This window comes from Adlercreutzia sp. CNCM I-6207 (genome assembly GCF_977072305.1).
The window spans coordinates 41,906-64,173 of the sequence record NZ_CDRVLZ010000011.1; the positions used below are offsets into that span (position 1 = coordinate 41,906).

Genomic DNA, 22,268 nt, shown 5'->3' on the forward strand with positions numbered 1-22,268 from the left:
CCCCTCCGTTTCCCCAGCATGTTTCCCTAATATGCCAGGCCCGAGCGCTGTTTGTCAACGGCGTTTTCCTCGAAGGCGACCGCGTCTTTGGCCAGAGCGGGCTCCCCGAGGCCGTCCTGCAGGGACACCCGGGCCGCCTCAGTGGCTAGGGCCGCCCGCACCACGCGGGACACCAAGTCGACGCACCCGCGGCGCGTGCGCCCCACCTCCAGGCCGCCGATCAGCGCGCAGGTGGCATCGAAGTCCACCTGCGCCGCCTCAGCGACGGGAAGTCCGACCACGTGCTCCATCACCGCGTCGGCCGCGGCAAGGCACAACGTGCAGCCGTAGCCGTCGAAAGCGGCCGCATCCACAACCCACGGCCCTTCCTCGCCTGGCCGAAGCACCAGACGCACCTCCAGCTCGTCGCCGCAGAAGGGATTCTCTCCCGCCGCTGACACTAGGACGCCCTCCGTTCCATCCGGGGAGGCGCCCATACCTTCAAACCCGCGAAAGCGCGGCTGGCGCGCCCGCGCCTCCAAGGCCGGATCGTCAATTCTCATTCCCATGGCTCTCACGCCTCCCGCGCCACGGCCAGCCTCTCGACCGCTTCCACGAGGGCGTCCACCTCCTCTCGTGTCGAATAGCCGGCGAAACTGGCGCGCACCGAGGCCCGCGCGCCCAGGGCATCGTGAACCGGGCGGGCACAGTGATGCCCAGCGCGGGCCATGATGCCCCACCCGTCGAGAGCCTGTCCCACATCGTGCGGATGGACGCCCGCTATCGCGAAGCTGACGAGCGATTCGAAGGGCGCCTCCACCTCCTGGCCCAGCACCGTCACGCCGGGAAGGGCGCCCAGGGCGCGGCGGGCCCGCTCGGCGAGAGCGCAGGTGTGGGCGGCCACGGCCTCAAGCCCCGCCGCCTCCAACGAGTCGAGCGCCGCCGACCAGGCCGCAGCTGCGGCAATGGGCGGCGTGCCCGCCTCGTAGGCCTCAGGTCCGGGAACCGCGCGCCAGCCGTCGGCGCCAACCCGGGCCGCCATGCCGCCGCCCCCGTACACCGGTTGCAGGCCTGCGAAGGCGCGCGGGGAGCACAGAAGCGCCCCCACTCCGGTAAGGCCCCCCATCTTGTGGGCCGAGACCGCGTAGAAATCGGCCCCAAGCGCCGCAAAGTCCACGGGCTCATGCCCCGCGGCCTGGGCGCCGTCCATCACCACCATAGCGCCGGCCGCCCGGGCTTCGGTCGCAATGCGCGCCAGGGCCGGCTGACGGAATCCCAGCACGTTGGACTGCTGGCACAGCGCCACGAGCTTGGGTTCCTGCTCGGCGAGGGACGCCCAGGCCTCCTCGTCAAGCAGCCCCTCGGGGGTAAGGGGTAGCCATGCCAGGCACAGCCCCTGCCGTTCGGCCAGCATCTGCCAGGGCACGAGGTTCGAGTGGTGGTTGTCGGCGGCGACCACCGCCAGGTCGCCCGGAACCAGATGATGGGCCGCCCACCCGAGGGCCGCCAGGTTCAAGGATTCCGTGGCCCCGTGGGTGAGGACGACGTGCTCCGGCTCATCGACTCCGAAAAAGGCCGCCACGTGCTCGCGGGCGCTCTCGAAGGCGTCGGTGGCCTCCTCGGCCAGCCGATGGGCGCCCCGGTGGATGTTCGCGCAGCTCGTCCGCAGGAAGCGGCCGTGGGCCTCGATGACCGAATCGGGCACGAGGGCTGTGGCCGCGCTGTCCAGGTAGACGAGCGGACAGGTGCCGTCGCGCCCGACCCGGCGCTCGATGATGGGGTACTGGGCCCGATCGAGCGGGCAAGAGGCGCTAGCCACGGGCGATCGCCTCCTCCAGGCGCCGGAAGTCCTCCGGCGTGTCAGCGTCCTCGAACAGGCGGGGCTCGTCGAAGTGAACGTGCCGGGCATCGATATTGCGCCGCGCGCGCAAAAGCGCCCGGGCACCCTCGTCGCCTGTAAGGGCCAAAAGCTCGTCGAACAGCCCGCGATCCGCAAGGCACGGGTTCCCGTGGCCCCAATCGTTCGCCGCCAGATACATCTGGCTCTTTTCCGCGTCGTATTCGCCGATCAGGGCATTCAAGTGAGAGGCGGTCACAAAGGGCTGGTCGGCCACGAGCATGAGCACCGCCGTGCATCCGCACCCGCGAGCGAACCGTACGGCCGACTGCACCGAGGATGCCTGCCCCGTCCTCCAGCGGCGGTTGCGCACCGTCACCAGAGGATCCCGGCCCTCCCCGGGCCACGAACGGTCGGCGCCCTGTGGGGCCAGCACCAGATCGGTGGCGCCGCGCCGGGCAAGCAGCGGGGCCATCAGCTCGTGGTAGGCGCCAGTCACCACGCAGGCCACGTCCGCCGCGCAGCCGAGGGCCGCATCGAGGGCGCGGTCGAGCAGCGTAGTACCTGCGAAGGGCTCGATGAGCTTGGGAAACCCCATGCGCTGTGACTGCCCGGCCGCCAGCACCGCCACGCACACCTTGGAAAACGCCACCGTCGGCCTCCTTTCTTCTGAAGGGAAGTCTAAGCCGCCCCTGCCTTCCACGCATACCCCGAAAGGGGTATTCCCCGCGCATCCCCCTCGCCCTATCATCCCATGCGGGCCCAGCGCCCTGCGCAACCGACGACATCGAGGAGCACCCATGAGGCCCGACGAACACCTCCACCGACTGGCCAGCGAGACGAAGTGGTGCCCGAAGCGCGGCACCTGCCCCCTCGCCTTCCTCTGCGGCGCGCCCCTGGCCGACGGGCGCGCCCTCCTGCCGGCCATCGACGAGTTCGATCGGGAGGACCTCGTCTGGACCGACCTCTCCACGCGGCCCCGGGTGCATGTGGTGCGCAGCGGCCTCCTCCTGTCGAAGGTCTACACCAGCGACGACCAGGAATTTCCCTACGCCCTGTTCAGCGAGGGCTTCGTCAGCGGCCTGACCGAGCTGTACACCCCCTTCGTCGCCTCGAGTTTCTACTACCTGCAGGGCATCATCCCCGGCCAGATATGCCGCTTCGACAGCGACGACGTCAGGGAGATCGTCGACGGGCTGCCCGCCTCCCAGTCGCTGGCCCTCGCCAACATCACGCTCATGAACTCCTCCACCGCCAACTACGGCCAGATCCTCACTCTGGCCCACGGCACCGCCCGGGACAAGGTGGCCTCGGTCCTCGTGCGCATCGTGAACCAGCTCTCGGCCCACGGCGAGCCCCCGACCGACCTCCCCCTCACCCACAGCGACGTGGCGCTCATCGCGCACCTCGAGCGGGCCACGGCCAGCCGGGAGCTGAAAGGGCTCGCCAAGGCTGGTGCCGTGGAGCTCGGCTACCGGCTCATCCGCTGCCGGAGACCCTCTTCTCCACCTACCGCCATCTGTTGGAAGGGCGCCTCCCCCACTACGACACGGCCCGCTCGGCATCCTCCCTGTCCTTCGCTCAATGTGTCGACCGGCACAATTAACGCCGCCGTCTTTGTCTTCCGGAACACATTTCGCCCCTTGCATCCCATGGGATACTGGCCGCGCCCGGGCCTTGAGGGCCGCGGGCGGAGAACCGAGGAGCCTCCCTTCAGAGGGGAGGACGTAGGAAGAGAGGGATGCTATGAGTAGAAGCGACATGCGGTTCACACGCCGCGGGTTCGTAGCGGGAGCCGGTGCCACGGCCCTGGCGGCCGGCCTTGCCGGATGCGCCTCGGGCACGACCGGAGACGAGGCCACCGACCTCGCCAGCACCGCGCCGGAGCCTGCGGCCTACGACGCCGCGGAGGGGACGTGGGTCCCCACCACCTGCAACATGTGCTTCAACAACTGCTCCATCAAGGCCCATGTGGTCGACGGCACCGTCGTCGAGCTGACGGGCAACCCCGACAGCCCCATCGGCTCGGGCCACATCTGCGCCAAGGGAGCGGCTGGCATCATGCAGCTGTACGATCCGGCGCGCATCACCAAGCCGCTCAAGCGCACCAACCCCAAGAAGGGCTTCGACGAGGATCCGGGCTGGGAGGAGATCAGCTGGGACGAGGCCTACGACACCATCGTGCAGAAGTTCGGCGAGGCCGCGGCGAAGGACCCCAAGCTGAACATGGGCGCCTCCATGGTGGCCGGCCTCATCGGCAGCGTCTGGCGCTCGCTTACCCTGGGCTGCGCCTTCGGCGTGTCCGAGGGCACGTCCTCGGACATCTGCGGCGCCGGCGTCCACATCTGCGAGTTTCTGCTCACTGGCGACGGCAACGCCATGCCCGACTACGACAACGTCGACTACCTCATCCAGTTCGGCACCCAGGCGGGCACGGCCACGCGCCACGGCTTCAACATGACCGCCGACAAGTTCGCCCGGCGCCGTGCCGAGGACGGGCTGCGCCTCGTCAACTTCGACCCCCACATGAGCGCCGGCGCCGAGAAGGCCGATCTGTGGGTGCCCATCCGCCCCGGCTCCGATGCGGCGGCGGCCCTGGCCATGGCCTACGTGTTCATCCACGAGCTCGACCTCATCGACCGCGACTACCTGGTCGAGCGGACCAACGCCCCGGCCCTTGTCGATCCCGCGACCCAGCGCGTGCTGCGCGCCGAGGGCAGCAACAAATCGCTGTACTGGGACGAGGCCGCCAACGCCGCCAAGCCCTACGACGAGTGCGAGAAGCCGGCCCTCGAGGGCGAGTACGAGGTGGACGGCGTGAAGTGCCACACCGCCTTCAGCGTGCTCAAGGAGCACATCCGCGAGATGACGCCGGAATGGGCCGAGGACATTACCACGGTGCCCGCCGCCACCCTGCGCCAGGTGGCCGAGGAGTTCGGCCGCGCCGCCCGCATCGGCGAGACCATCGAGATCGAGGGCAAGACCTACCGACGCCGCGGCGCCGCCGTGGACATCTTCTCGGGCCTCTCCCGCCACAAGCACTCCATCCTGAACGTGTGGGCCTGCCTGCAGCTGAACACCCTCATCGGCGCCACGAACTCCGTGGGTGGCTTCATTGGCTTCGCCACGAAGTGCCACGGCTGGGCCGACAACAACCCCACCGCCGGCTTCGACCTGGGCATCTGGGAGGAGGATGGCTTCATCGAGTGCAACTCGCTCATGATCGGCGCGCCCAACTCGTTCTACAAGATCATCCGCGAGCGCGACTACACCCCCACCACCCAGGGCCTGCTCGAGCTGCAGCCTCTTTCAGAAGACGGCCACTTCGTGCACATGGCCATGGCCGATCCCGATCTCTACCACACGACGCGCCCGCGCAATCTGTTCTGGTACGCCTGCAACCCCATCAAATGGTGGGCCAACGTGGAAGAGCAGGTGAAGGTCTACCAGGACATGGACTTCATCGTCGGCGTGGACATCTATCTGAACGACATGTCCTACTTCTCCGACATCATGCTTCCCGAGGCCTGCTACCTGGAGCGCTATGATGTGCTGCCCCAGTTCTACATGAACCACCGCATGATCGGCTCGCTGGACACGCCCTGGACGCTGGCCATGTGGCAGCCGGTGGTGGAGCCCAAGGACGGCGCCCCCGGCTTCATGGAGATCTACGCCGAGATCGCCGATCGTGCCGGCGCCAACGAGTTCTTCATCCCGGCGGTCTGCGGCCTGTACCGCGTGAAGGAGGAGTACATGTTCCCCACGGACCAGAAGCTGGACGTGGAGCAGTTTATCGACGCGGTGTATAAATCGAACATCGACGAGGAGCACGGCCTGCAGTGGTTCAAGGACAACGGCGGCGTGTACACCTACCCGCGCAAGGTGGACGAGATGTACATCTGGGATGCCGAGGCGCCGGGCCGCATCCCCTTCTACTGGGACTTCATGCTCGAGGCCAAGGAGAAGGTGGAGGCCAAGGTGGCCGAGCTGGACATCCCCTGGGAGACCGACGACTACATCCCGCTGCCCGAGTGGCGCCCTGGCGTGGAGTTCTACGCCGACGACCCCGCCTACGACATCTTCCCCGTGTACTACACCAACGCCTCCAACACCGACACCTGGACCGTGCAGAACGCCTGGCTCAACGAGGTGAACGAGGAGGACGGCATCACCTACCTCATCGAGATGAACACCGCCACGGCCGCCGAGAAGGGGCTCGCGAGCGGCGACACCGTGCGCCTGACCTCAACGCCCGGCTACACCGTGGAGGGTCGCCTCGTGGTGACCGAGGGCATCCACCCCGAGTGCGTCTCGTCGGTGGTGGGCACCTGGGACGCGAAGTCGAAGTACCTCACCATCGCCCAGGGGAAGGGCGTGAACCTCGTCACCCTCATCCCCGGCCAGGATCCCAAGCGCATGGACCACATCGTCTCCGCGTTCGACCAGCTGATCCGCGTCAAAGTCGAGAAAGTATCTTAGGGGGTTTGAATTATGACATACGGAATGCTCATCGATCTTAAGCGGTGCGTGGGCTGCCACGCCTGCTCCGTGGCCTGCAAGGAGGCCCACGGAACGCGGCCCGGCGTGCGCCGGTCCCGCGTCGAGCGCGAGTTCGAGGGAACCTACCCCGACGTGCGCAAGACCTCGCTGCCCCTGCTGTGCATGCACTGCGAAGTCGCCCCCTGCGTGGAGGTGTGCCCCACCGGGGCCACCTACAAGCGCGAGGACGGCATCGTGGTCATCAACAAGGAGGAGTGCATCGGCTGCGAGTCCTTTGTGGGGGCCTGCCCCTACCAGGCCCGTTCCAAGGCCGCATCCGAGGACGGCTACTTCGGCGCAGAGCTCAACGAGTACGAGGAGCTGATGTACCCGGTCATGCCGGCCGGTGCCGTGGACAAGTGCACCTTCTGCGCCGAGCGCATCGATGCGGGCGACGGACAGGTTCAGGCCTGCGTGGCCGCCTGCCCGGCCGGGGCCCGCGTGTTCGGCGACTTGGACGAGCTGCGCAGCCAGGCTGAAGGGGCCGGCGGCTACCAGCTGCTGCCCGAGGAGGGCACGAACCCCAGCGTGTGGTACCTGCCCTTCAACGTGAACGAGTAGGACTGCGACGCACGTTTCTCCCTTGCTTACCCTCCCTCTTCAAGGAAAGCGGCGCCCCTCGAGGCGCCGCTTTCTCGTGCTTTCCTATCCCGCTCTTGCATTTACCGTGACGATTCGCCCCGAAAACACACCGCCAACCCGAGCGAAAGCAGCGCAACCGCAAGCAAGATGACGTAGGCAGGAAGATAGCCGCCCGTTAAAGCCCTTGAGAACCCCGAAATGGTGGGGCCGATGCATGAGGCGACCAAAACATTGAGCGTGGCAACAGCGTAATTCATGGCATAGTGCCTCAGCCCGAAGTACTGGCCCACGAAGGCGGACTCCACCGATACCGAGCCCCCATAGGCTGCCCCAAGCAGCAGAAACCCAGCTACAACCAGCGGAAACGAACCGAGCTCCTGGGCGGCGGCGCACAGAACCATAGAGACAGCGAAGGCAAGGGACACCGCGGCCATGGCACCGCGCGAGCCGAGGCGATCCCACAGGCCGCCTGCCACGAGACGGCCCACGCTGTTGAAGCCCGAGAGGGCGCCCATGGCCCCCGTGGCTGCCATCACCGCCCACGCCTCGCGCGTTCCCATCACATCTAGAGCCGCAGGAACCGCGTTGCTGATAAGCGCCAGACCCCCACTGCTTACGAGCGATATCCAACAGAAGAGCGTCCAGAACGCCCGGGTTCGAAGCATCTCGCGCGTCCCGAGGGACGCTGCGGCGTTCGGGGTATCGACATCGGAAACCGCTTCGCTTGAATCCGACGGCGTCAAGTCATCCCCCTCGGCCGCGTTCGCCCGCGCCAGCATACCGCCCGTGCTCGGCTGGCGCAGCACCAGGGAGCCCGCCGCCAGCATGCCACCAGCTACAACCGCCATAGCGGCAAAAGCCGTACGCCATCCCGCCTGGGCAATTAGCGCCCCCACGACCGGCCCGAGCACCAGAGGACCCAATCCCACGCCGGCCAAAAGCACACCCGAAGCAGCGCCCTTGCGATTGGAGAACCAGGGAAGCACAGAGTTTAGAACGCAGTTTGCCCCCATCCCCGTAGCAAAACCGCAGCATACGCCATAGGAGACCGTGAGCCAACCGTAGCTGGCGGCCAGGGCCGAGCCGGCGAAGCCTACCGCGGCGAAGCCAGCAGCCAGCAGCATCACGAATCGTGGGGAGGTGCGCGGCGAAAGCCATCCCGAAGCCAGATGCCCCAAGCAAAGCCCCATCATCGACACGGAAAAAATACGCGAAGTATCCACCGCCGTTCCGCCGAAAGCGTCCTGCAACGGTCCGGCAAACAACGACCAGGCATACACCAGACCCAAGACCATATTCAGGCAAAAGCCCGCTGTCCCCACGACCGTGCTCCCACGAAGTGCGCGATGCACCATCACTCCCCCTCTCATCTGCAGGACACAACCTCGAGGCACCCCTTCCCTCGCCTTTTGACCCTTTTGGGAAAAGAGCAGGAAAGGCCCCGAAGCACGGGAGGGAAATGCTTCGGGGCCGTCGCAGCCTTAGGCGGCCGCGCACTCACCGGACAATTCGGCGAATACCGCTTCGGTCTGCCTCAGCGCCGCTTCCACCAGCAGGGAGAACCCGCGGTAAAAGTCAGACTGGGCATGATCCTGCACCAGAGCGCGCCATTTCGGCACCCATGTTAACAGATGACAGACGACAAAGGACACGGCGTCGGCGTATTTGGCGGCAGCATCGGAATGGCGGCCGGCCTCCGCGTCGTCGGCCGCCATTCCTAACACATGCCCAAGGAACAGCAGCTCGTAGGCCAGATGATCGTCGGGCTCGTGGGAGAAATTATCCACGCGCAGACCGTAACGAGCGTACATGGCACGCACCTCGAAGGTCTCATGCTGGAACACCATGCGGTCCTTGTTGAAGTACACCGATTCCCACAGAGGAGCGACCACACGGCGCGTGCCAACGAATAGGCGCGTATACTCAGCGGAAAGGTCATGGAAGTCTTTCTCCGAAAACGGAACCGAGCAACCATCGTTCCAAGCTGCGAGCATCTTCAGCGCCTGCTCGCTCTCCTCCCCCTCTACGAAGGGAACCTCGTCGAAAGCCCGTTCGTTGGCCAAGGCCGTCAAAAGCTCGGAATCGGGCACGCCGTGGATGACACGACCCAGCAAGGTGAAGAGCACCGAGGCTGCGCGCGCCTGTTCGGCCGCATTCTTTGGCTCCTCTTCCCGGATCAACACTTCCATGATGGCTCTCCCTTCTTGCTACTGCTCGAGCGACAGCATGCGCCAGTCGTCGTCGGCGGCCGCGCGGCCGTTGCGATGGGCCACGATGACCACGTTGGGCTCGGTCTGGGCAGAGTCGGGCAAGGGCTGGATGTCGCGCACGTCGCCGTACTCGGCGCGCAGCTCGTCGATGTCGCCGATCTTCAGGGCGCGCTGCGGGCAGATGGCCACGCAGGCCGGCTCCTCGCCGTGGGCCTGCAGCTCGGCGCACATGTCGCACTTCTCGGTGATCGTCTTCGCCTCCACGAACTGCGGGGCGCCGTAGGGGCAGGCCTTCACGCAGGACTGGCAGCCGATGCAGTCATCGGCGGTGATGGAAACGATGCCGGTCTCCTCGTCCTTGTGGTGGGCGCCGGTGGGGCACACCTCCACGCAGGCGGGGTTCTCGCAGTGGCCGCAGGAATAGCTCACCGGGTAGGAGAACACCTGGGCGGGCGTGCAGGCGCCGGTCTTCTCGTCTACCGTCCAGCCGCCGCCGCACACCTCGCGCACGATGCGGGCGCGAGGGCCGATTTCGAAGCTGTGCACGTCCTTGCAGGCCAGCTCGCAGGCCTTGCAGCCCGTGCACTCAGCGCTGTTGATCAGAAATCCCTTTTGGGCCATGATTTACTCCTCCTCGAAAACTTCGCGGGCTTCCCACAGGTAGTCGGGCTGCAGCGGCTCGCCATCCCATTTATCCACGCGAACAATGGTGCTGTTGTAAGACTGGTATCCCGTAGGCGTGAGCTTCGGGCCGCACAGCACGTTCATGCTGCCCGCCATGTCGATGCCGGTCTCCTCGTCAATCTCAACCCAGGCACCCTGCCCCATGGCAAGTACACCGGGCATGATGGTGTCGATCACCATGAGGGGGCGCAGGCACTTGCCCCACTTCGAGGTTATGAGCACCGTCTCGCCGGTCTCGAGCCCCAGCTGCTCGGCATCCACCGGGTTCATGTACAGCGGATGATCGAAGGCCTCGCGCAGGTTGGGAACATCGGCGAAGGTGGAGTGCGAGTGACGCAGGATATGCCAGCTGATGATCTGGAAGGGGTACTCGCCCTTCTCCTTGGTTTCCCAATTGGAGAACGTGTCTTCGTAGCCCTCGACAGCCGGAATGTACTTGGCAATGGGCGGCACTTCGGCAAAGCCCCAGTTGTCTACCGCGTCGACGAAAGCCTGGCAGTAGAACTCCATCTTGCCGCTCTCGCTCTTCACGGGATTGTTCTCAGGATCCTTGCGGAAGGCCTCCATGGGCACATAGTTGCGTCCGTCGCCCTCGCTGCGCTCGATGGTGTAGATGCCCTGGCGCTTGAAGTCGAGAATCGGGATACGCCCCTCTTGCGGCGTGCCCTCGACACCCAGCTCGGCCAGGTCCTCTTCGGTGATCGACACCAGATTCTCCCAGGTGTCGTCGGCATTGGCCGACACCTGGGCGGCAGCGACCATGTTCACCACATTCTGCTTCTCGCTCACCGGGCGCAGAACATTCTTGTCGACACCCAAGCGGTCGGCCAATTCGAGGGCAATCTCCGGATCGCTCTTGCACTCGAACAGAGGGTCGCACACCTGGCTGGTCCAGATCATCTGCTCGCGATAGGCCACGGTAAAGTCACCGAAACGCTCCCACATCGAGGACACGGGCAGCACGATGTCGGCGTACTTGCAGGTGGTGGTCATCACCAGGTTCTGGGCAATGACAGTGTCCACCTTGCGGTAGGCCTCGATGCCCAGCATAAGGCCGGCGCCCTGGTTCAGGAAGTTCTCGTGGCGGTCGTAGATGAGGTGCGTCGGGTTCTTGTACTTGTTTCCGTCGAGGCCCGTATACTCCTGATCGTAGACGATGGAGGTCCACATCTCGTTCAAGTCGACCTTCTTGTCGTTCAGGGGGTTCGGGATGTACTCGATGGAGCCCAGCGTGCCGTTGCGCGGCTCGCCCAGCATGCCGCCGCCCTTGAAAATGGTCGAGTAGCCGCCCAACTCCCAAGCGTGGCCCTTGTCGCAAGCAGCGCAGCATCCCGGCTTGCCTATGAGTCCGGCCATGGCGCCAAGGCACATGAGAGCCTGGCACATCTGAGAACCGGAGCTGGTACGCGCAGGGGCCGGGGACATGATGATGGCGCAGCGCTCGGTGCGGGCAACTTCCAGAGCCAGCTTCTCGATGGACTCGGCTGGCGTGCCGCAGATCTCGCTTGCCCACGCGGGAGTCTTGGGGGTCTTGTCGTAGGTGCCCAGCACGTAATCGAAGAAATTGTCCTTCGGATCGGCGCCCTCGGGCATGTGGTCGGCGTCGAAACCGATGCAGCAGCGCTCGAGGAAGTCCCAATCGATGAGCGGGTCTTTCTCCGGATTGTCCTGGGTGAGCAGGACATAGCACATGGCCAGCATCATGGCGCAGTCCGTACCGGGACGGATGCCGATGAACTCATCGGTCAGAACGCGCGCCGTGGAGTTGTAGTTCACGTCCACGGAGATGAACTTCGTGCCCGCGGCCTTGCACTGCATGTAGTCATAGGTCTGAACGCCGGCGCGGCTCCACGCGGGGTTCGAGGCCCACAGCACAATGAGCTCGCTCGAGCGCAGGTCCATGCGATCGTTCACGTCCTCGGCAAGGCCGATGCGGTTTTTGATCTCGGTCCAGGCTCCTGAGGACACCGAGCCCGTCTGCTCAAGGCAGCCGCCCATCATGTACATCATACGTCCGATGTCGAAGTCGCCGGTACGCTGGGGCACGCCGCCAGGCAGCAGGATGCCCTCGTTGCCGTAGGTGTCCAGCACGCGCTTGATCTCGCCGGCGATGAGGTCGAGGGCCTCGTCCCAGCTGATGCGCTCCCACTCGTCCTTGCCGCGCAGCTCGCCGTGGGCGTTCTCGCCGCCGCCGGGCTGCCAGTTCTTGCGCTTCATGGGGTACTTGATGCGGTCGGCACCAAAGATCATGCCACGCAAGGCACGGCCGCGGGCGCAGGCGCGCAGCTGCGGGCAGTCAGGGCTGTCGTCATGGCTCTGGTCGGTGCCCATGCGCACCACCTCGCCGTTCTTGACCAGGGCCTTGTTGAAGCCCTTGGAACCACAGTCGGCCCAGCAGTTACAGGGAATCCACGTTCCCGGATCCTCCTCTGTCCCTTCCCCCGTTTCGGCAAGATCAGTCTGGTCGAAACCAGCGCACCCCGTTGTGCCCAGGGCTGCCGTTCCGATGGCCGTGAGGCCCGTCCACTTCAGAAGGCCGCGGCGGGTGATACCGCCACTGACGCGCACGTCGCTTTTCGCTCCCTCTTTCATGCACCTCTTCCTTTCTCTCTTCTTGCGAAGACGTTCCGTCGTCTTCAGGGCACGTATTCTAGGAGCGCGCCCTGCGGAGACCCAAGGGAGGAGGATCCTATATATTCGATTTCATTGATTTGCCTAATATGGACGATGCCTTATTTGAAATGTCAACAGCAAATCGAATACTATTCCGTCCATATTATTGTTTATCCATTTTGCCGTCATAAAGAATTACCCCATCGCAGCGACTGGCACACACGGAAGGAAAGGCCATGGAATTCGGAGCTGATTTCTCTCACGACGAGGGCAAGGACGATTTGCTTGCCCTGCGCGCCGCCCTCGACAACTACCATCGCGCCGACGAGCCCTGGGTGGAGAAGCCCTTCGAGGCCACCCTCCTTACCGCCCGCAAGATCATCCTCAGCGATGAGACCATGGGTGCCATCGCCGATCTCGAAATCAGGCTCGCCCGTTACGACACCCTCATAGGCTGCTCGCCCTACCGCTCGACGGTCGTGCAGCTCATGTCCCGCTTCGAGGGGGTGTGCGCCGCCGTCGCCAATGGCTTCAAACCCGACTGGCGCACCTGCTGCTACCTCGACTACTACTTGGCCCATGGCGCCGTGCCCGCCGTCGGGCTCAGCGCCGCCCTGGCCAAGGCCACCGGCGCCGACAGCCAGACCGTGCAGTCGTCGCTTTGCGCCCACCAGATCGAGGCCATCGTCACGCGGCTTTTGGAAGAGGAGCAGTCCTCCACCCGTCTCTCGGCAGAGCGCATCATTGCCCTCAACGACGCCCTCTGCCGAACCATCAACCCCACCTGGGAGCTCGGCATGAGGAAGTGGGACCCCCTGTCGAGCCCCAGGGCCGCGGCGGCGGCTACAAGCTGCCGGCGGCCTCGTCGCTCAAGTACTTCCTCGAAGATCTCGCCGACTTTACCGCCACCTCGAAGCTCGACCCCATCACCAAATCGGCGCTCATCTTCTTTCAGATCGATTCGGTGCGCATGTTCCCCCATCACTTCGATCAGCTGGGGCGCATTATCTCTTTCTACCTTTGGAGGCACACCGGCGTCGTCATGCACGCCATACCGCCCATATCGGTCACACCCGCCATCCACCCCCAAAAACACCTCGAAAAGCTAAAGCCGTACCTCCACCAGGGAGAAACGGTCGATATGCTCATTCTCGACGACTGGATTTACCACGCTGCGCGCTCAACGCAAAACGCCGTAGAGCTGGAACGCGCCTGTCTCGCAGAGGTGGAGCGTCAAATTGCCGAATGGCAGGAATGCCTGAAATCCTCGTCGGGGCGCAGCACGGGAACAATCCACGAGATCCTTCCCCTCATCTTCGTCAGACCTGTGTTCTCTGTTTCATCCTTGGCCAAAGACGCCCACAGCGCCTACTCGACGGCGAACCAGATGGTGCTGAGCCTTGAGCGAGCCGGAATTGTTCGCCAGGCAAGCGCGGGAAGGCGCAACAAGCTCTATGAATGCCCCGACGCCCTAAATTTCTTCGGAAAGATGGTACCCGAGCTGGCCTCGCTTTAGCGAACGAAGAAACACTCGCTCCCAAGAACGCCCTGGAGCAAGACGGCAGTGAGACGGCCAACCGCCCCGGTGAGCCATCCCATATTCCCTATTCCGCGTGCTTTAGGGCCTGGTCGAGCTTCTGGCTGATGACCTTTGTGACGCCGTCGCCCTGCATGGACACGCCGAAGAGCACGTCGGCCATTTCCATGGTGCGGCGCTGGTGGGTGATCATGATGAGCTGGGTCTCGTCGCGCAGGGTGTCGATATAGGCGGCCAGCCGGCGCAGGTTCGAGTCGTCGAGGGCCGCCTCCACCTCGTCCAAGATGTAGAACGGGGTCGAGCGGATCTTGTAGACCGCGAACAGGAGCGCCAGCGCCGTGAGCGACTTCTCGCCACCTGACAGCAGCATCATCTTGGCGATGCGCTTGCCCTTGGGCTGGGCGTTCACCTCGACACCGGTGTTCTCCATATCGTCCGGATCCACAAGCGACAGGTTCGCGCGGCCGCCGGGGAACAGTGTGGCGAAGATCTCCTGGAAGTTGGCGTCCACCTGCTCGTAGGTGCGGACGAAGTCCTCCTTCATACGGGCGTCGATGACGCGGTTGATCTTCGCAAGCGCCCGGCGCGCCGAATCCAGGTCCTCCAGCTGGGCGGCCAGGTAGTCGTAGCGCACCTTCAGCTCGTCGTACTCCTCGGCGGCATCCGGGTTGATGGTGCCGAGGTTGGCGATGCGGCGGTTGATCTTGAAGAGCTCGTCCTCCAAGGGCGCGCGATCCTCTAGCGGCGGCAGGGCAAGGGCGGTCTCCAGCGGCGTCTTGCAGTCGACGGTGATGTGGTTCACCGCGGCCTCCACCTGAAGTTCCAGGCGGCCCTTCTGCACGCGGGCCTCGGAGAGGCGCTCGGTGGTGCCGTCGAAGAGGGCATGGGCCTCATGGGCCTTCGCCCGAGCCTCGGTGGCCGCCGTATGCAGGCCACTCGAGGCGCTCTCGGCGGCGCTCGCCTGGTCCTCCAGGGAGCGCGTCCAGCGCTGGGCCTGGGCGATGAGATCGTCGAAGAGGGCGAGCAAAGGCTCGATGCGGGCCGCGGAGACCTTCTTCACCTGCAGCTGGGCGCGGTGCTCGGCCGTCTGGGCGTCCAGGGCCTCCAAATCGCGGGCGCGGGCCTCCAGCACGCGCTCGGCGTAGGTGGTGCGCTCGGCCAGGGTGGCGGCGGCGAGCTTCGCCTCGGCCAACGAGTCGGAGACGCGATGGGCCTCGCGGCGCAGGGGCGCGAGCTCCTCGGAAAGCTCGACCTGGCGGCGCTTGGCCTCCTCGAGCTTCTCGGTGGCCTCGGCGATTTCCGCCTCGAAGGACTCCACGTTGGGGCGGGCCTTCGAGATGACGGCCTCGGCCTCGGCGCGCTGGCGCTCCACACCCTCCAGCTCGCGGCGGCAGGAGGCGAGCTTCTCGCCGGCGGCATCGGCGGCCGTCCGGGCCGCCTCGGACCGTCCCTTGCAGGCGGCCAGCGACTGGGAGAGCTCGAGACTTGCGGCCTGGGCGTGGCGCAGGGCTTCCTCGGCCATGCGGTGGGCCTCCTCGGCGGTATCCACCGCGGCCACGGCGGCGGCCAGCTGGGCGCGCAGCGATTCCAGGCGGCGATGGCGCGCCAGGGCGCCGGCCCCCTCGTCGATGACGGCGCCCCCGACGCTCACCTTGCCCGAGGGCCACACGACCGATCCGTCGGCGGTGACGAAGCGCAGGCCGAGCCCGTCGGCGCCGTGGGCCGCCAGGGCCATATCCAGCGTCGCGCACACGACCACATCGCCCAGAAGCGCCTCCACGGCTGCAGCGGCGTCGGACGGGTAGGCAAGCTCGTCGATGAGCGCCACCCCGGTGCCGGCCTCGGTGCCGGGCCACCGCCGCGCCCGGGCCCCGGCCCGCTCGTCGGCGTCGTCGCGCAGCAGGAAGGCCACCTCGCCCTCCACCTCGGCGCCCTCCAGAAGGGCCGCCACCTCGCGTACCACGCCTGCGTTCTCCACGAGCAGCGTGGCCACGTCGGTGCCGAGCAGCGTCTCCACCAAGGCCTCGTAGCCCTCGCCGGCGCAGATGACGTGGGAGAGCGGGGAAAGCACGCCGGAAAGCTCACGTTCGTGCTCGGCCAACCAGGCGCGGGCCTCGCCAGCATCTGACGCGCTCGCTCGCTCCACCTCCTCGAGCGTGGCGATTTCAACCGTGAGCGCGCGATGGGTGTCGCGAGCCTCGTCGAGGGCTGCCCGGGCCGCATCGCGCGACTGCACCGCCGCGCCCACGGCCGCCCGGGCCGCCGACTCGTCGGTGGAAAGCGAGGCCAGGGCACCTGCCGCCTCCTCGGCGGCAGCGCCGGCGGCCTCGGCCTCGCCCTGAAGCCGCGCGAGCTCCAAGGCGAGCTCGGCGCCGTGGCTCTCGATCACCTGCACGTGGGCCAGGCCGTGGGTGAGCGCCTCCTGGTTCTCGGCGTGCTTGCGGCGGGCCACCTCGATCTGGGACGACAGGCGCTCGGCGTCCTTGCCAAGCGCCGACACCTCGCGCTCCAGCGCCCCGCGGCGCACGCCCAGATCGCGGTAGACCGCATCCAGGTCGCTCACCTTCGCGTCGACCGCCGTGCGCTCGCCGGCCGCCTCGGCAGCTTGGGCGCGGGCCCGCTCCAGCTCGCCAGTGGCCTCCACGACGCGCACGGCAGCCGCCTCCAGGGACAGCTCCAGCTCGCCGGCGCGCCCGAGGGCCGCCCGGCGACGCTCGCGCAGCATCATGGCCGCCGAGTCGAAGCGCTCCACGGCCGCCGCTGCCGCCCGGTGGCGCCGCGACAGGTCGCCAGCATCGAGCGTCTCCTGGCGGATGCGCTCCTGCAGCTCCTCCACGGCCTTCTCCGCCGCCTCGATGGCACCCCGGCGCTCCTCGAGCTCGGCGGAAAGCGCCGCCTCGCGCTCCTTGGCCGCATCCCACTCCTTCTGAAGCCCCCGCAAATCGTCCACCGCCAGCGATAGCGCCAGTTCCGCCTGCTGCACCGCGAGCTCCTGGTAGGTGCGCGCCTTCTTGGCCTTGCGCTCGAGCGGCCCCAGCTGCCGGGCCACCTCCCCCACCACGTCGCGGGCGCGCAAAAGGTGCTGGTCCATGTTCGCCAGCTTCCGCTCGCTTTTCGCCTTGCGCTGCTTGTGTTTGAGAACGCCGGCGGCCTCCTCGATGAGCGCGCGGCGATCCTCCGGCTTGCTCTGCAGGATGGAGTCGAGCGAGCCCTGGGAGATGATGGAATGGGTGCCGGTGCCCAGGCCCGAGTCGTGCAGGATGTCCAACACGTCCATGCGCCGGGCCACGGTGCCGTTGATGAGGTACTCGCTCTCGCCGTTGCGGTACATGCGCCGGGTGATGGCCACCTCGTCGAAATCCACCGGCAGCGTGCCGTCGGAATTGTCGAGCACGAGATCGACCTCGGCGAGACCGGAGGCCTTGCGCGCCGAGGAGCCGGCGAAGATGACGTCCTCCATGGCCTGGCCGCGCAGGTTCTTGGCGTTGCGCTCGCCGAGCACCCACAGAACAGCGTCCGAGATGTTCGACTTGCCCGACCCATTGGGACCCACCACGGCGGTGATGCCCGGCTCCAGCGTGAGCGCGCTGCGGTCGGCGAAGGATTTGAAGCCCTTGAGAACGAGAGATTTCAGATACATGGGCGCCTAATCCTGCTTCTTCTTGGCGGCGGCGCGCTCGGCCCTCGCGGCGGCCTTCGCGGCGGCCGCGGCCTCGCGCTCGGCGACCCGCGCCGCCTTCGTGGCGGCCTTCTCCTCGGCGCGCGCCGCCTTCTCGGCCGCTTTCTCGGCGGCCTGCTCCTCGGTCATGCCGATGCCGAAGAACTCGGAGAGGCGCGCGAGCGTGGATTTTGCCGCCTGGCTCTCGGCCTCCTTCTTCGTGCGGCCGACACCCTGCGCGAGCCCCTTGTCGCCGGCGTACACTTGGGCGACGAAGGTGCGGTCGTGGGGCGGCCCTTGGGTCTCCACCAACCGATAGGTGGGCGTGATGCCGCCCTCCTGCAGCTTCTCCTGCAGGGCGCTCTTGGGATTCTCCGGCTCGCGCGCGAGATCCAGCGACATCTTGGGCATGAGCGTGCGATCGACGAAGGCCCACGCCGCATCGATGCCGCCGTCGAGGAACAGCGCCGCCACCACGGCCTCGTAAACGTTCTCGAGCGCCGAGTGCAGCCCGCGCCGGCCCGTGCCGGTCTCCGATGAGCCGAACACGATGACATCGGCGAACCCGAGCTTCTCGGCCACCTCCGACAGGCTCGCGCCGGAGACGAGGGCCACCTTGATGCGCGTGAGGCCGCCCTCGTCCAGTTCGGGGAACTGATGGAAGGCGGCGTTGGCCACCAGCGCCCCTAAGATGGAGTCGCCGAGGAACTCCAGGCGCTCGTAGGAGAATTTCACGGCCCGACCCTCGGTGGCGGAAGGATGGGTGATGGCCGAGAGCAGGTACTGGGTGTTCTCGAAGGTGCGGCCCACAATCTTCTGGGCGCGCTCGAGCTTGGTCTGCTGTTCTGCAGTGAGGCTCATCGGGCATCCGAGACGGCGGCCTCCCCCTTCTCCTCGGCACCAACGGCCGCGGAAGCCGACGCAGGCGCGGCGGCCACGCGCTCGGCGATGACCTCGGGCACATGGGCGCGCACCGTGGCGGCGGCCACGGCGATGCCGTTCTTCACGGCCGTCTCGTTGGAGGAGCCGTGCCCCACGATGACGGCGCCCTTGACGCCGAGCAGCGGCGTGCCGCCGTAGGTGTCCGGCGACATCTTCTCTTTAAGCGCGCCGAGCGGGCCCTTCACAAGCAGCGCCCCCACTTTGGAAAGCGCCGTGGACATGAGCGCGGCCTTCAGGTTCCGCATGAGCGTCTTGGCCGTGCCCTCGATGGTCTTCAGGCAGACATTGCCGGTGAACCCGTCGGTGACCACCACGTCGAAGTCGCCCGCCATGAGGTCGCCCCCCTCGCAGTTTCCGGCGAAGGCGGGGACGGTCTCGGACAGCAGACGGTGAGCCTCCTGGGCGAACAGGTCTCCCTTGGTGTCCTCCTCGCCGATGTTCAGAAGACCGACCTTCGGGCGTTCCACCCCCATGATGGCGTTCATGTACACCTCGCCCATCTGGGCGAACTGCACGAGGTACTCCGGCTTGCAGTCGGCGTTGGCTCCCACGTCGATGAGCAGGGTCGGACGGGCCCAAGCCGGAATGACCTGGCCCAAGGCCGGGCGCTTCACGCCTTTGATGCGCCCGACGACGAGCGTGGCCGCGGCCAGGCAGGCGCCGGTGGAACCGGCGGAGAAGAAGCCATCGGCGGCACCCTCCTTCACGAGCCGGCAGCCCACGACGATGGAGGAGTCCTTCTTGGCGCGCACGGCGCCGGCCGGATGCTCCCCCATCTCGATGACCTCGGTGGCCACCTGCGCCGTCGCCCGATCGTGAACGGCGGCGAAGGGCTCCACCTCCTCGGCCGGCCCGACGAGCACAAGCCTCAAGTCGGGATCGGCCTCAAGGGCCTGCAGGGCGCCGCGCAGCACCACGGCCGCGCCGCGGTCACCGCCCATGACGTCCACGGCGATTGTTACTGGTTCTGCCACGTTGCGTATCTCCTCAAAACGATGTGCCGCCCGGGGCGGCAGGGTCTCTCGTTGCACGGGCACTGCGCATCCGGCCCTATCCGCACAGCCTGCGGACACGGTCGGAGGCACGGGCCTATAGCCAAAAAGCCCCCTGGCAGACCAGGCTTATCCAGCTTGGCATGCGAGGAGGCTTTGCCGACATCGCGGAGGCTACCTGGCGCCTCCGCGACCGTCACGCACAAAAGCTACTCGGTCTCGATGACCTCGCGATCGCGATAGTAGCCGCAGTTGCCGCACACGCGGTGAGGAAGCTTCACCTCGCCGCACTGGGGGCAAATGGAGCGGGCGGGAGCCGCGATCTTGTCGTTGGTGCTGCGACGGGCGTGGGTACGGGCACGGCCCATTTTGCGCTTAGGTACTGCCATCTCGATTACTCCTTCTATAGCTGGGAACAGCGGGTGCCGTTCACAACTTCTTCTGTAAACGCACGATCTGATATGATACCCAACCGCACGCGGCCCCGCAAGGGCAATTTCCCACGAATTCGCCAGCGGTCACGGCTTCTTCACGACAAGGCGCGCCCGCGCCGCCGAAGTCGCGCGCTTCAGAATGCCGGTGGCCCCGCGCCCGTACAATCCCACATCGCGGCCGAGGGAGAAGGAGACGGCCACGGCCAAAGCGAACGCGGGGGCGCCGGCCCAGCCGAAAATCTCGCAGCCCATGAGGAAGGCGGTCACCGGGCAGCGGCTCATGGCGGCGAAGAAGGCGACGAGCCCCACAGCCGCTGAGAAGGCCGGATCGCCCTGGGTCATGACCGTGCAGCTCGCGCCGAGCAGCGCGCCCACGGTGAAGGTGGGCATGATCTCGCCGCCGCGCAGCCAAAGCCCGAGACACACGATGGTGAGCAGCGCTTTCACGGCGAAGGTCCACCCGCCGGCGCGGCCGGCGAGCGCGTCGGAGAGGAGGTTGGCGCCCGTGCCCTCGAACCCGCGCCAATCGAACAGCGTGACCAGCACTGCCATGAGCACGCCGCCCAGGGCCGCCCACAGGTAGTAGTTCTGCGAGATGCGCTTGGTGAGGCGCTGGGCGCCGTCGATGATTTGAATGTAGACGGTTCCCACCAGAGCGCAGGCGACGGCGATCACGACGCATTGGCCGACAACGGGCCATGACAGCGCAGGCAGCGGCACCTTGGGGATGACATCGCCGATGCCGATGATGCTCGCCAGGCCGAAGGCCACGAAGCACGCCAGCAGCATGAAGGGCGCATGCCGCCAAACCGAGCGGTCGTAGCGGGAGAGCTCGATGACGAAGGCCGTCGATCCCAAGGGCGCGAAGAACAGCGCCGCGAAGCACGCGGCCATGCCGCAGGAGGCGGCATAGGCGTGCACGCCGCCGCTGGCGCCTCCGCCGCTGCCTGCGCCCGCGCTCCCAACCGCACCGTCACCGCCGTCCGCGCCACCTGCGCCGTCGGCATGGCTTTCGCCCTTCCAAACCCCCGTCATGGGCCGCAGCTTCAAAGGGCGCGCGACAAGGTCGCCCAGCGAGGCCCCCATGTGCAGGGCGGCCGCCTCCTTGCCCACCGAGGCGCCTCCGAGAATGGAAAGCGCCGTGCCGAGCAGAATGCCCGGGGCGAGCGCGGGCGAGATGGGGCGATCGGCGCAGATATCGTTTATCACCGTGTGCGTCGTGGTGTCCAGCGGAAGCTTCAGGGCGCGGTACAGCAGAAGGCTCGCCACCGCGAAAATGGGCAGAAGGTACAGCAGCCAGCCATGGGCGCAAACGAGATCGTAGGCCCAGCCGACAACGAGGCACAGCACCACCGAGGCCGCCGCCCCCACGACACCGACGGCCACGGCGAACACCCCGTGGCGCAGCACCTGCGCTCTCGCTGCCCCTTTCACCGCATGCCTCCTCGCTCCCACGCATCCGAACCGTACGGGACAACTTTAGACGACCTTTCGCACTCATAGCCCGAAGGGCGGCGAAGCGTTTCCGCCGCGCCGCCCTTCGTTGAAAAGCCGTTATGGACCGGATGTTCTACTTGTCGCCAAAGTCGAAGTTCTTGAGGGCCACGAACGGGCTCGCCTCCACGTCCGCCTCGTCGCGGGAGCAGCCGCAGGGCCCCTCGTTCAAGTTGGCGCCGCACTGGGGGCACAGCCCCTTGCAGTCGTCGTCGCACAGGGGCACGAGCGGCACCTCGAGCAGCAGGGCCGCCACGATGAGCGGCACCAGATCGATCTTGCGGTTGTCGGGCAAGAAGTCGAACTCGTCGCCTTCCATATCCTCCGGCGTCTCCGCTTCCTCCTCGCCGCCGATGAGAAAGTATCCCTCGATATCGCCCTCCAAGCCGTAGGTCACGTCCTCCAGGCAGCGGGCACACTGGGTCGCGGCGTCACCTGCGGCCGTGCCCTGGATGAGGATGGCGTCGCCGGTGTTGGTGACCTCCACCGACCAGGAGACGGGCGCCGCGAAGGTGTAGGTGTCCGGGCCGGCGGCCAGCTCGGCCAGATCGAGCGTCCCCTCGAAATGCCGGGTCGCCGCCGTCTCCAGCAGCGCCTCGGGAATGGCGATAATCGCCGTGGCATCCGTAGCCATTTTCTCATTCCTTTCCGTAAATGCCACTTCGACCCCGAAATGGCAGGCCAGCCGTCACGAAAACGGCCCTTTTTGACTCAAATCGTGCCATTTCGACCATGAAGTGGCATCGTCGCATGCCATTTCTAGGTCG

18 protein-coding genes are annotated in these 22,268 nt (G+C 66.5%); 5 read left to right on the forward strand and 13 right to left on the reverse strand.

Annotated features, from left to right (window positions below):
* Positions 1–26: 26 nt before the first annotated feature.
* Genes ACW4QM_RS07015 through ACW4QM_RS07025 form a run of 3 tightly spaced genes read right to left on the reverse strand, consistent with a single transcriptional unit; the run spans position 27 to position 2,468 of the window.
* On the reverse strand, positions 27–548 hold the full coding sequence (locus tag ACW4QM_RS07015; RefSeq protein ID WP_161127139.1) for an iron-sulfur cluster assembly scaffold protein: 522 nt from the start codon (positions 546–548) through the stop codon (positions 27–29).
* 5 nt (positions 549–553) lie between these two features.
* The gene (locus ACW4QM_RS07020) at positions 554–1,798 is read right to left on the reverse strand and encodes an aminotransferase class V-fold PLP-dependent enzyme (protein WP_161127138.1); all 1,245 of its coding nucleotides are present in this window, start codon (positions 1,796–1,798) and stop codon (positions 554–556) included.
* Positions 1,791–2,468, reverse strand: a complete 678-nt coding sequence (locus ACW4QM_RS07025; RefSeq protein WP_161127137.1) for a nucleotidyltransferase family protein — start codon at positions 2,466–2,468, stop codon at positions 1,791–1,793. Before ACW4QM_RS07025 ends, ACW4QM_RS07020 begins: the two co-directional genes overlap by 8 nt.
* Positions 2,469–2,616: 148 nt before the next feature.
* On the opposite strand from ACW4QM_RS07025, the gene ACW4QM_RS07030 reads away from it, so the two are divergent.
* The 3 genes from ACW4QM_RS07030 to ACW4QM_RS07040 are packed head-to-tail and all read left to right on the forward strand — an operon-like array spanning position 2,617 to position 6,916.
* Positions 2,617–3,570 carry a Crp/Fnr family transcriptional regulator gene (locus ACW4QM_RS07030; RefSeq protein ID WP_161127136.1) on the forward strand — a complete coding sequence of 318 codons (954 nt, stop codon included), beginning with the start codon at positions 2,617–2,619 and terminating at the stop codon, positions 3,568–3,570.
* Positions 3,563–6,295: a molybdopterin-dependent oxidoreductase gene (locus ACW4QM_RS07035; RefSeq protein WP_161127135.1), complete on the forward strand. Its 2,733-nt coding sequence runs from the start codon at positions 3,563–3,565 to the stop codon at positions 6,293–6,295. The genes ACW4QM_RS07030 and ACW4QM_RS07035 overlap by 8 nt, the downstream gene beginning before the upstream one ends.
* A gap of 12 nt (positions 6,296–6,307) precedes the next feature.
* Positions 6,308–6,916 (forward strand): 4Fe-4S dicluster domain-containing protein, encoded by a 609-nt coding sequence (locus ACW4QM_RS07040; RefSeq protein ID WP_161127134.1) that lies wholly within the window; start codon positions 6,308–6,310, stop codon positions 6,914–6,916.
* Positions 6,917–7,017: 101 nt separating this feature from the next.
* Here the strand turns inward: ACW4QM_RS07040 and ACW4QM_RS07045 are convergent, their stop codons facing one another.
* The 4 genes from ACW4QM_RS07045 to ACW4QM_RS07060 form a co-directional block, all read right to left on the reverse strand.
* Positions 7,018–8,307 carry an MFS transporter gene (locus ACW4QM_RS07045; protein ID WP_306506475.1) on the reverse strand — a complete coding sequence of 430 codons (1,290 nt, stop codon included), beginning with the start codon at positions 8,305–8,307 and terminating at the stop codon, positions 7,018–7,020.
* 111 nt (positions 8,308–8,418) lie between these two features.
* The gene (locus ACW4QM_RS07050; protein ID WP_161127132.1) at positions 8,419–9,126 is read right to left on the reverse strand and encodes a TorD/DmsD family molecular chaperone; all 708 of its coding nucleotides are present in this window, start codon (positions 9,124–9,126) and stop codon (positions 8,419–8,421) included.
* Between the two features lie 18 nt (positions 9,127–9,144).
* Positions 9,145–9,768 (reverse strand): 4Fe-4S dicluster domain-containing protein, encoded by a 624-nt coding sequence (locus ACW4QM_RS07055; protein ID WP_455798318.1) that lies wholly within the window; start codon positions 9,766–9,768, stop codon positions 9,145–9,147.
* 3 nt (positions 9,769–9,771) lie between these two features.
* Positions 9,772–12,423 (reverse strand): molybdopterin-dependent oxidoreductase, encoded by a 2,652-nt coding sequence (locus tag ACW4QM_RS07060; protein WP_161127130.1) that lies wholly within the window; start codon positions 12,421–12,423, stop codon positions 9,772–9,774.
* Positions 12,424–12,680: 257 nt separating this feature from the next.
* Here ACW4QM_RS07060 and ACW4QM_RS07065 point away from each other — a divergent pair, with 257 nt between their 5' ends.
* Both ACW4QM_RS07065 and ACW4QM_RS07070 read left to right on the forward strand, forming a co-directional pair.
* Positions 12,681–13,553, forward strand: coding sequence for a hypothetical protein (locus tag ACW4QM_RS07065; RefSeq protein WP_455798319.1), 873 nt, complete (start codon positions 12,681–12,683; stop codon positions 13,551–13,553).
* Positions 13,554–13,585: 32 nt separating this feature from the next.
* A complete protein-coding gene (locus tag ACW4QM_RS07070) occupies positions 13,586–13,960 on the forward strand; it encodes a hypothetical protein (protein WP_455798320.1) in 375 nt (124 codons plus the stop codon).
* 88 nt (positions 13,961–14,048) lie between these two features.
* On the opposite strand, the gene smc is transcribed toward ACW4QM_RS07070, so the two are convergent.
* From smc to ACW4QM_RS07100, 6 genes are all read right to left on the reverse strand, one after another.
* The gene (smc, locus tag ACW4QM_RS07075) at positions 14,049–17,621 is read right to left on the reverse strand and encodes a chromosome segregation protein SMC (protein ID WP_161127128.1); all 3,573 of its coding nucleotides are present in this window, start codon (positions 17,619–17,621) and stop codon (positions 14,049–14,051) included.
* Between the two features lie 6 nt (positions 17,622–17,627).
* The gene (rnc, locus tag ACW4QM_RS07080; RefSeq protein ID WP_114549725.1) at positions 17,628–18,500 is read right to left on the reverse strand and encodes a ribonuclease III; all 873 of its coding nucleotides are present in this window, start codon (positions 18,498–18,500) and stop codon (positions 17,628–17,630) included.
* Positions 18,497–19,555: a phosphate acyltransferase PlsX gene (gene plsX, locus ACW4QM_RS07085; RefSeq protein WP_455798321.1), complete on the reverse strand. Its 1,059-nt coding sequence runs from the start codon at positions 19,553–19,555 to the stop codon at positions 18,497–18,499. Before plsX ends, rnc begins: the two co-directional genes overlap by 4 nt.
* A gap of 227 nt (positions 19,556–19,782) precedes the next feature.
* The gene (gene rpmF, locus ACW4QM_RS07090; protein WP_022739698.1) at positions 19,783–19,962 is read right to left on the reverse strand and encodes a 50S ribosomal protein L32; all 180 of its coding nucleotides are present in this window, start codon (positions 19,960–19,962) and stop codon (positions 19,783–19,785) included.
* A 129-nt stretch (positions 19,963–20,091) separates the two neighbouring features.
* A complete protein-coding gene (locus tag ACW4QM_RS07095) occupies positions 20,092–21,441 on the reverse strand; it encodes a chloride channel protein (RefSeq protein WP_455798322.1) in 1,350 nt (449 codons plus the stop codon).
* Between the two features lie 136 nt (positions 21,442–21,577).
* Positions 21,578–22,135 carry a YceD family protein gene (locus ACW4QM_RS07100; protein ID WP_455798323.1) on the reverse strand — a complete coding sequence of 186 codons (558 nt, stop codon included), beginning with the start codon at positions 22,133–22,135 and terminating at the stop codon, positions 21,578–21,580.
* Between the last annotated feature and the right edge of the window lie 133 nt (positions 22,136–22,268).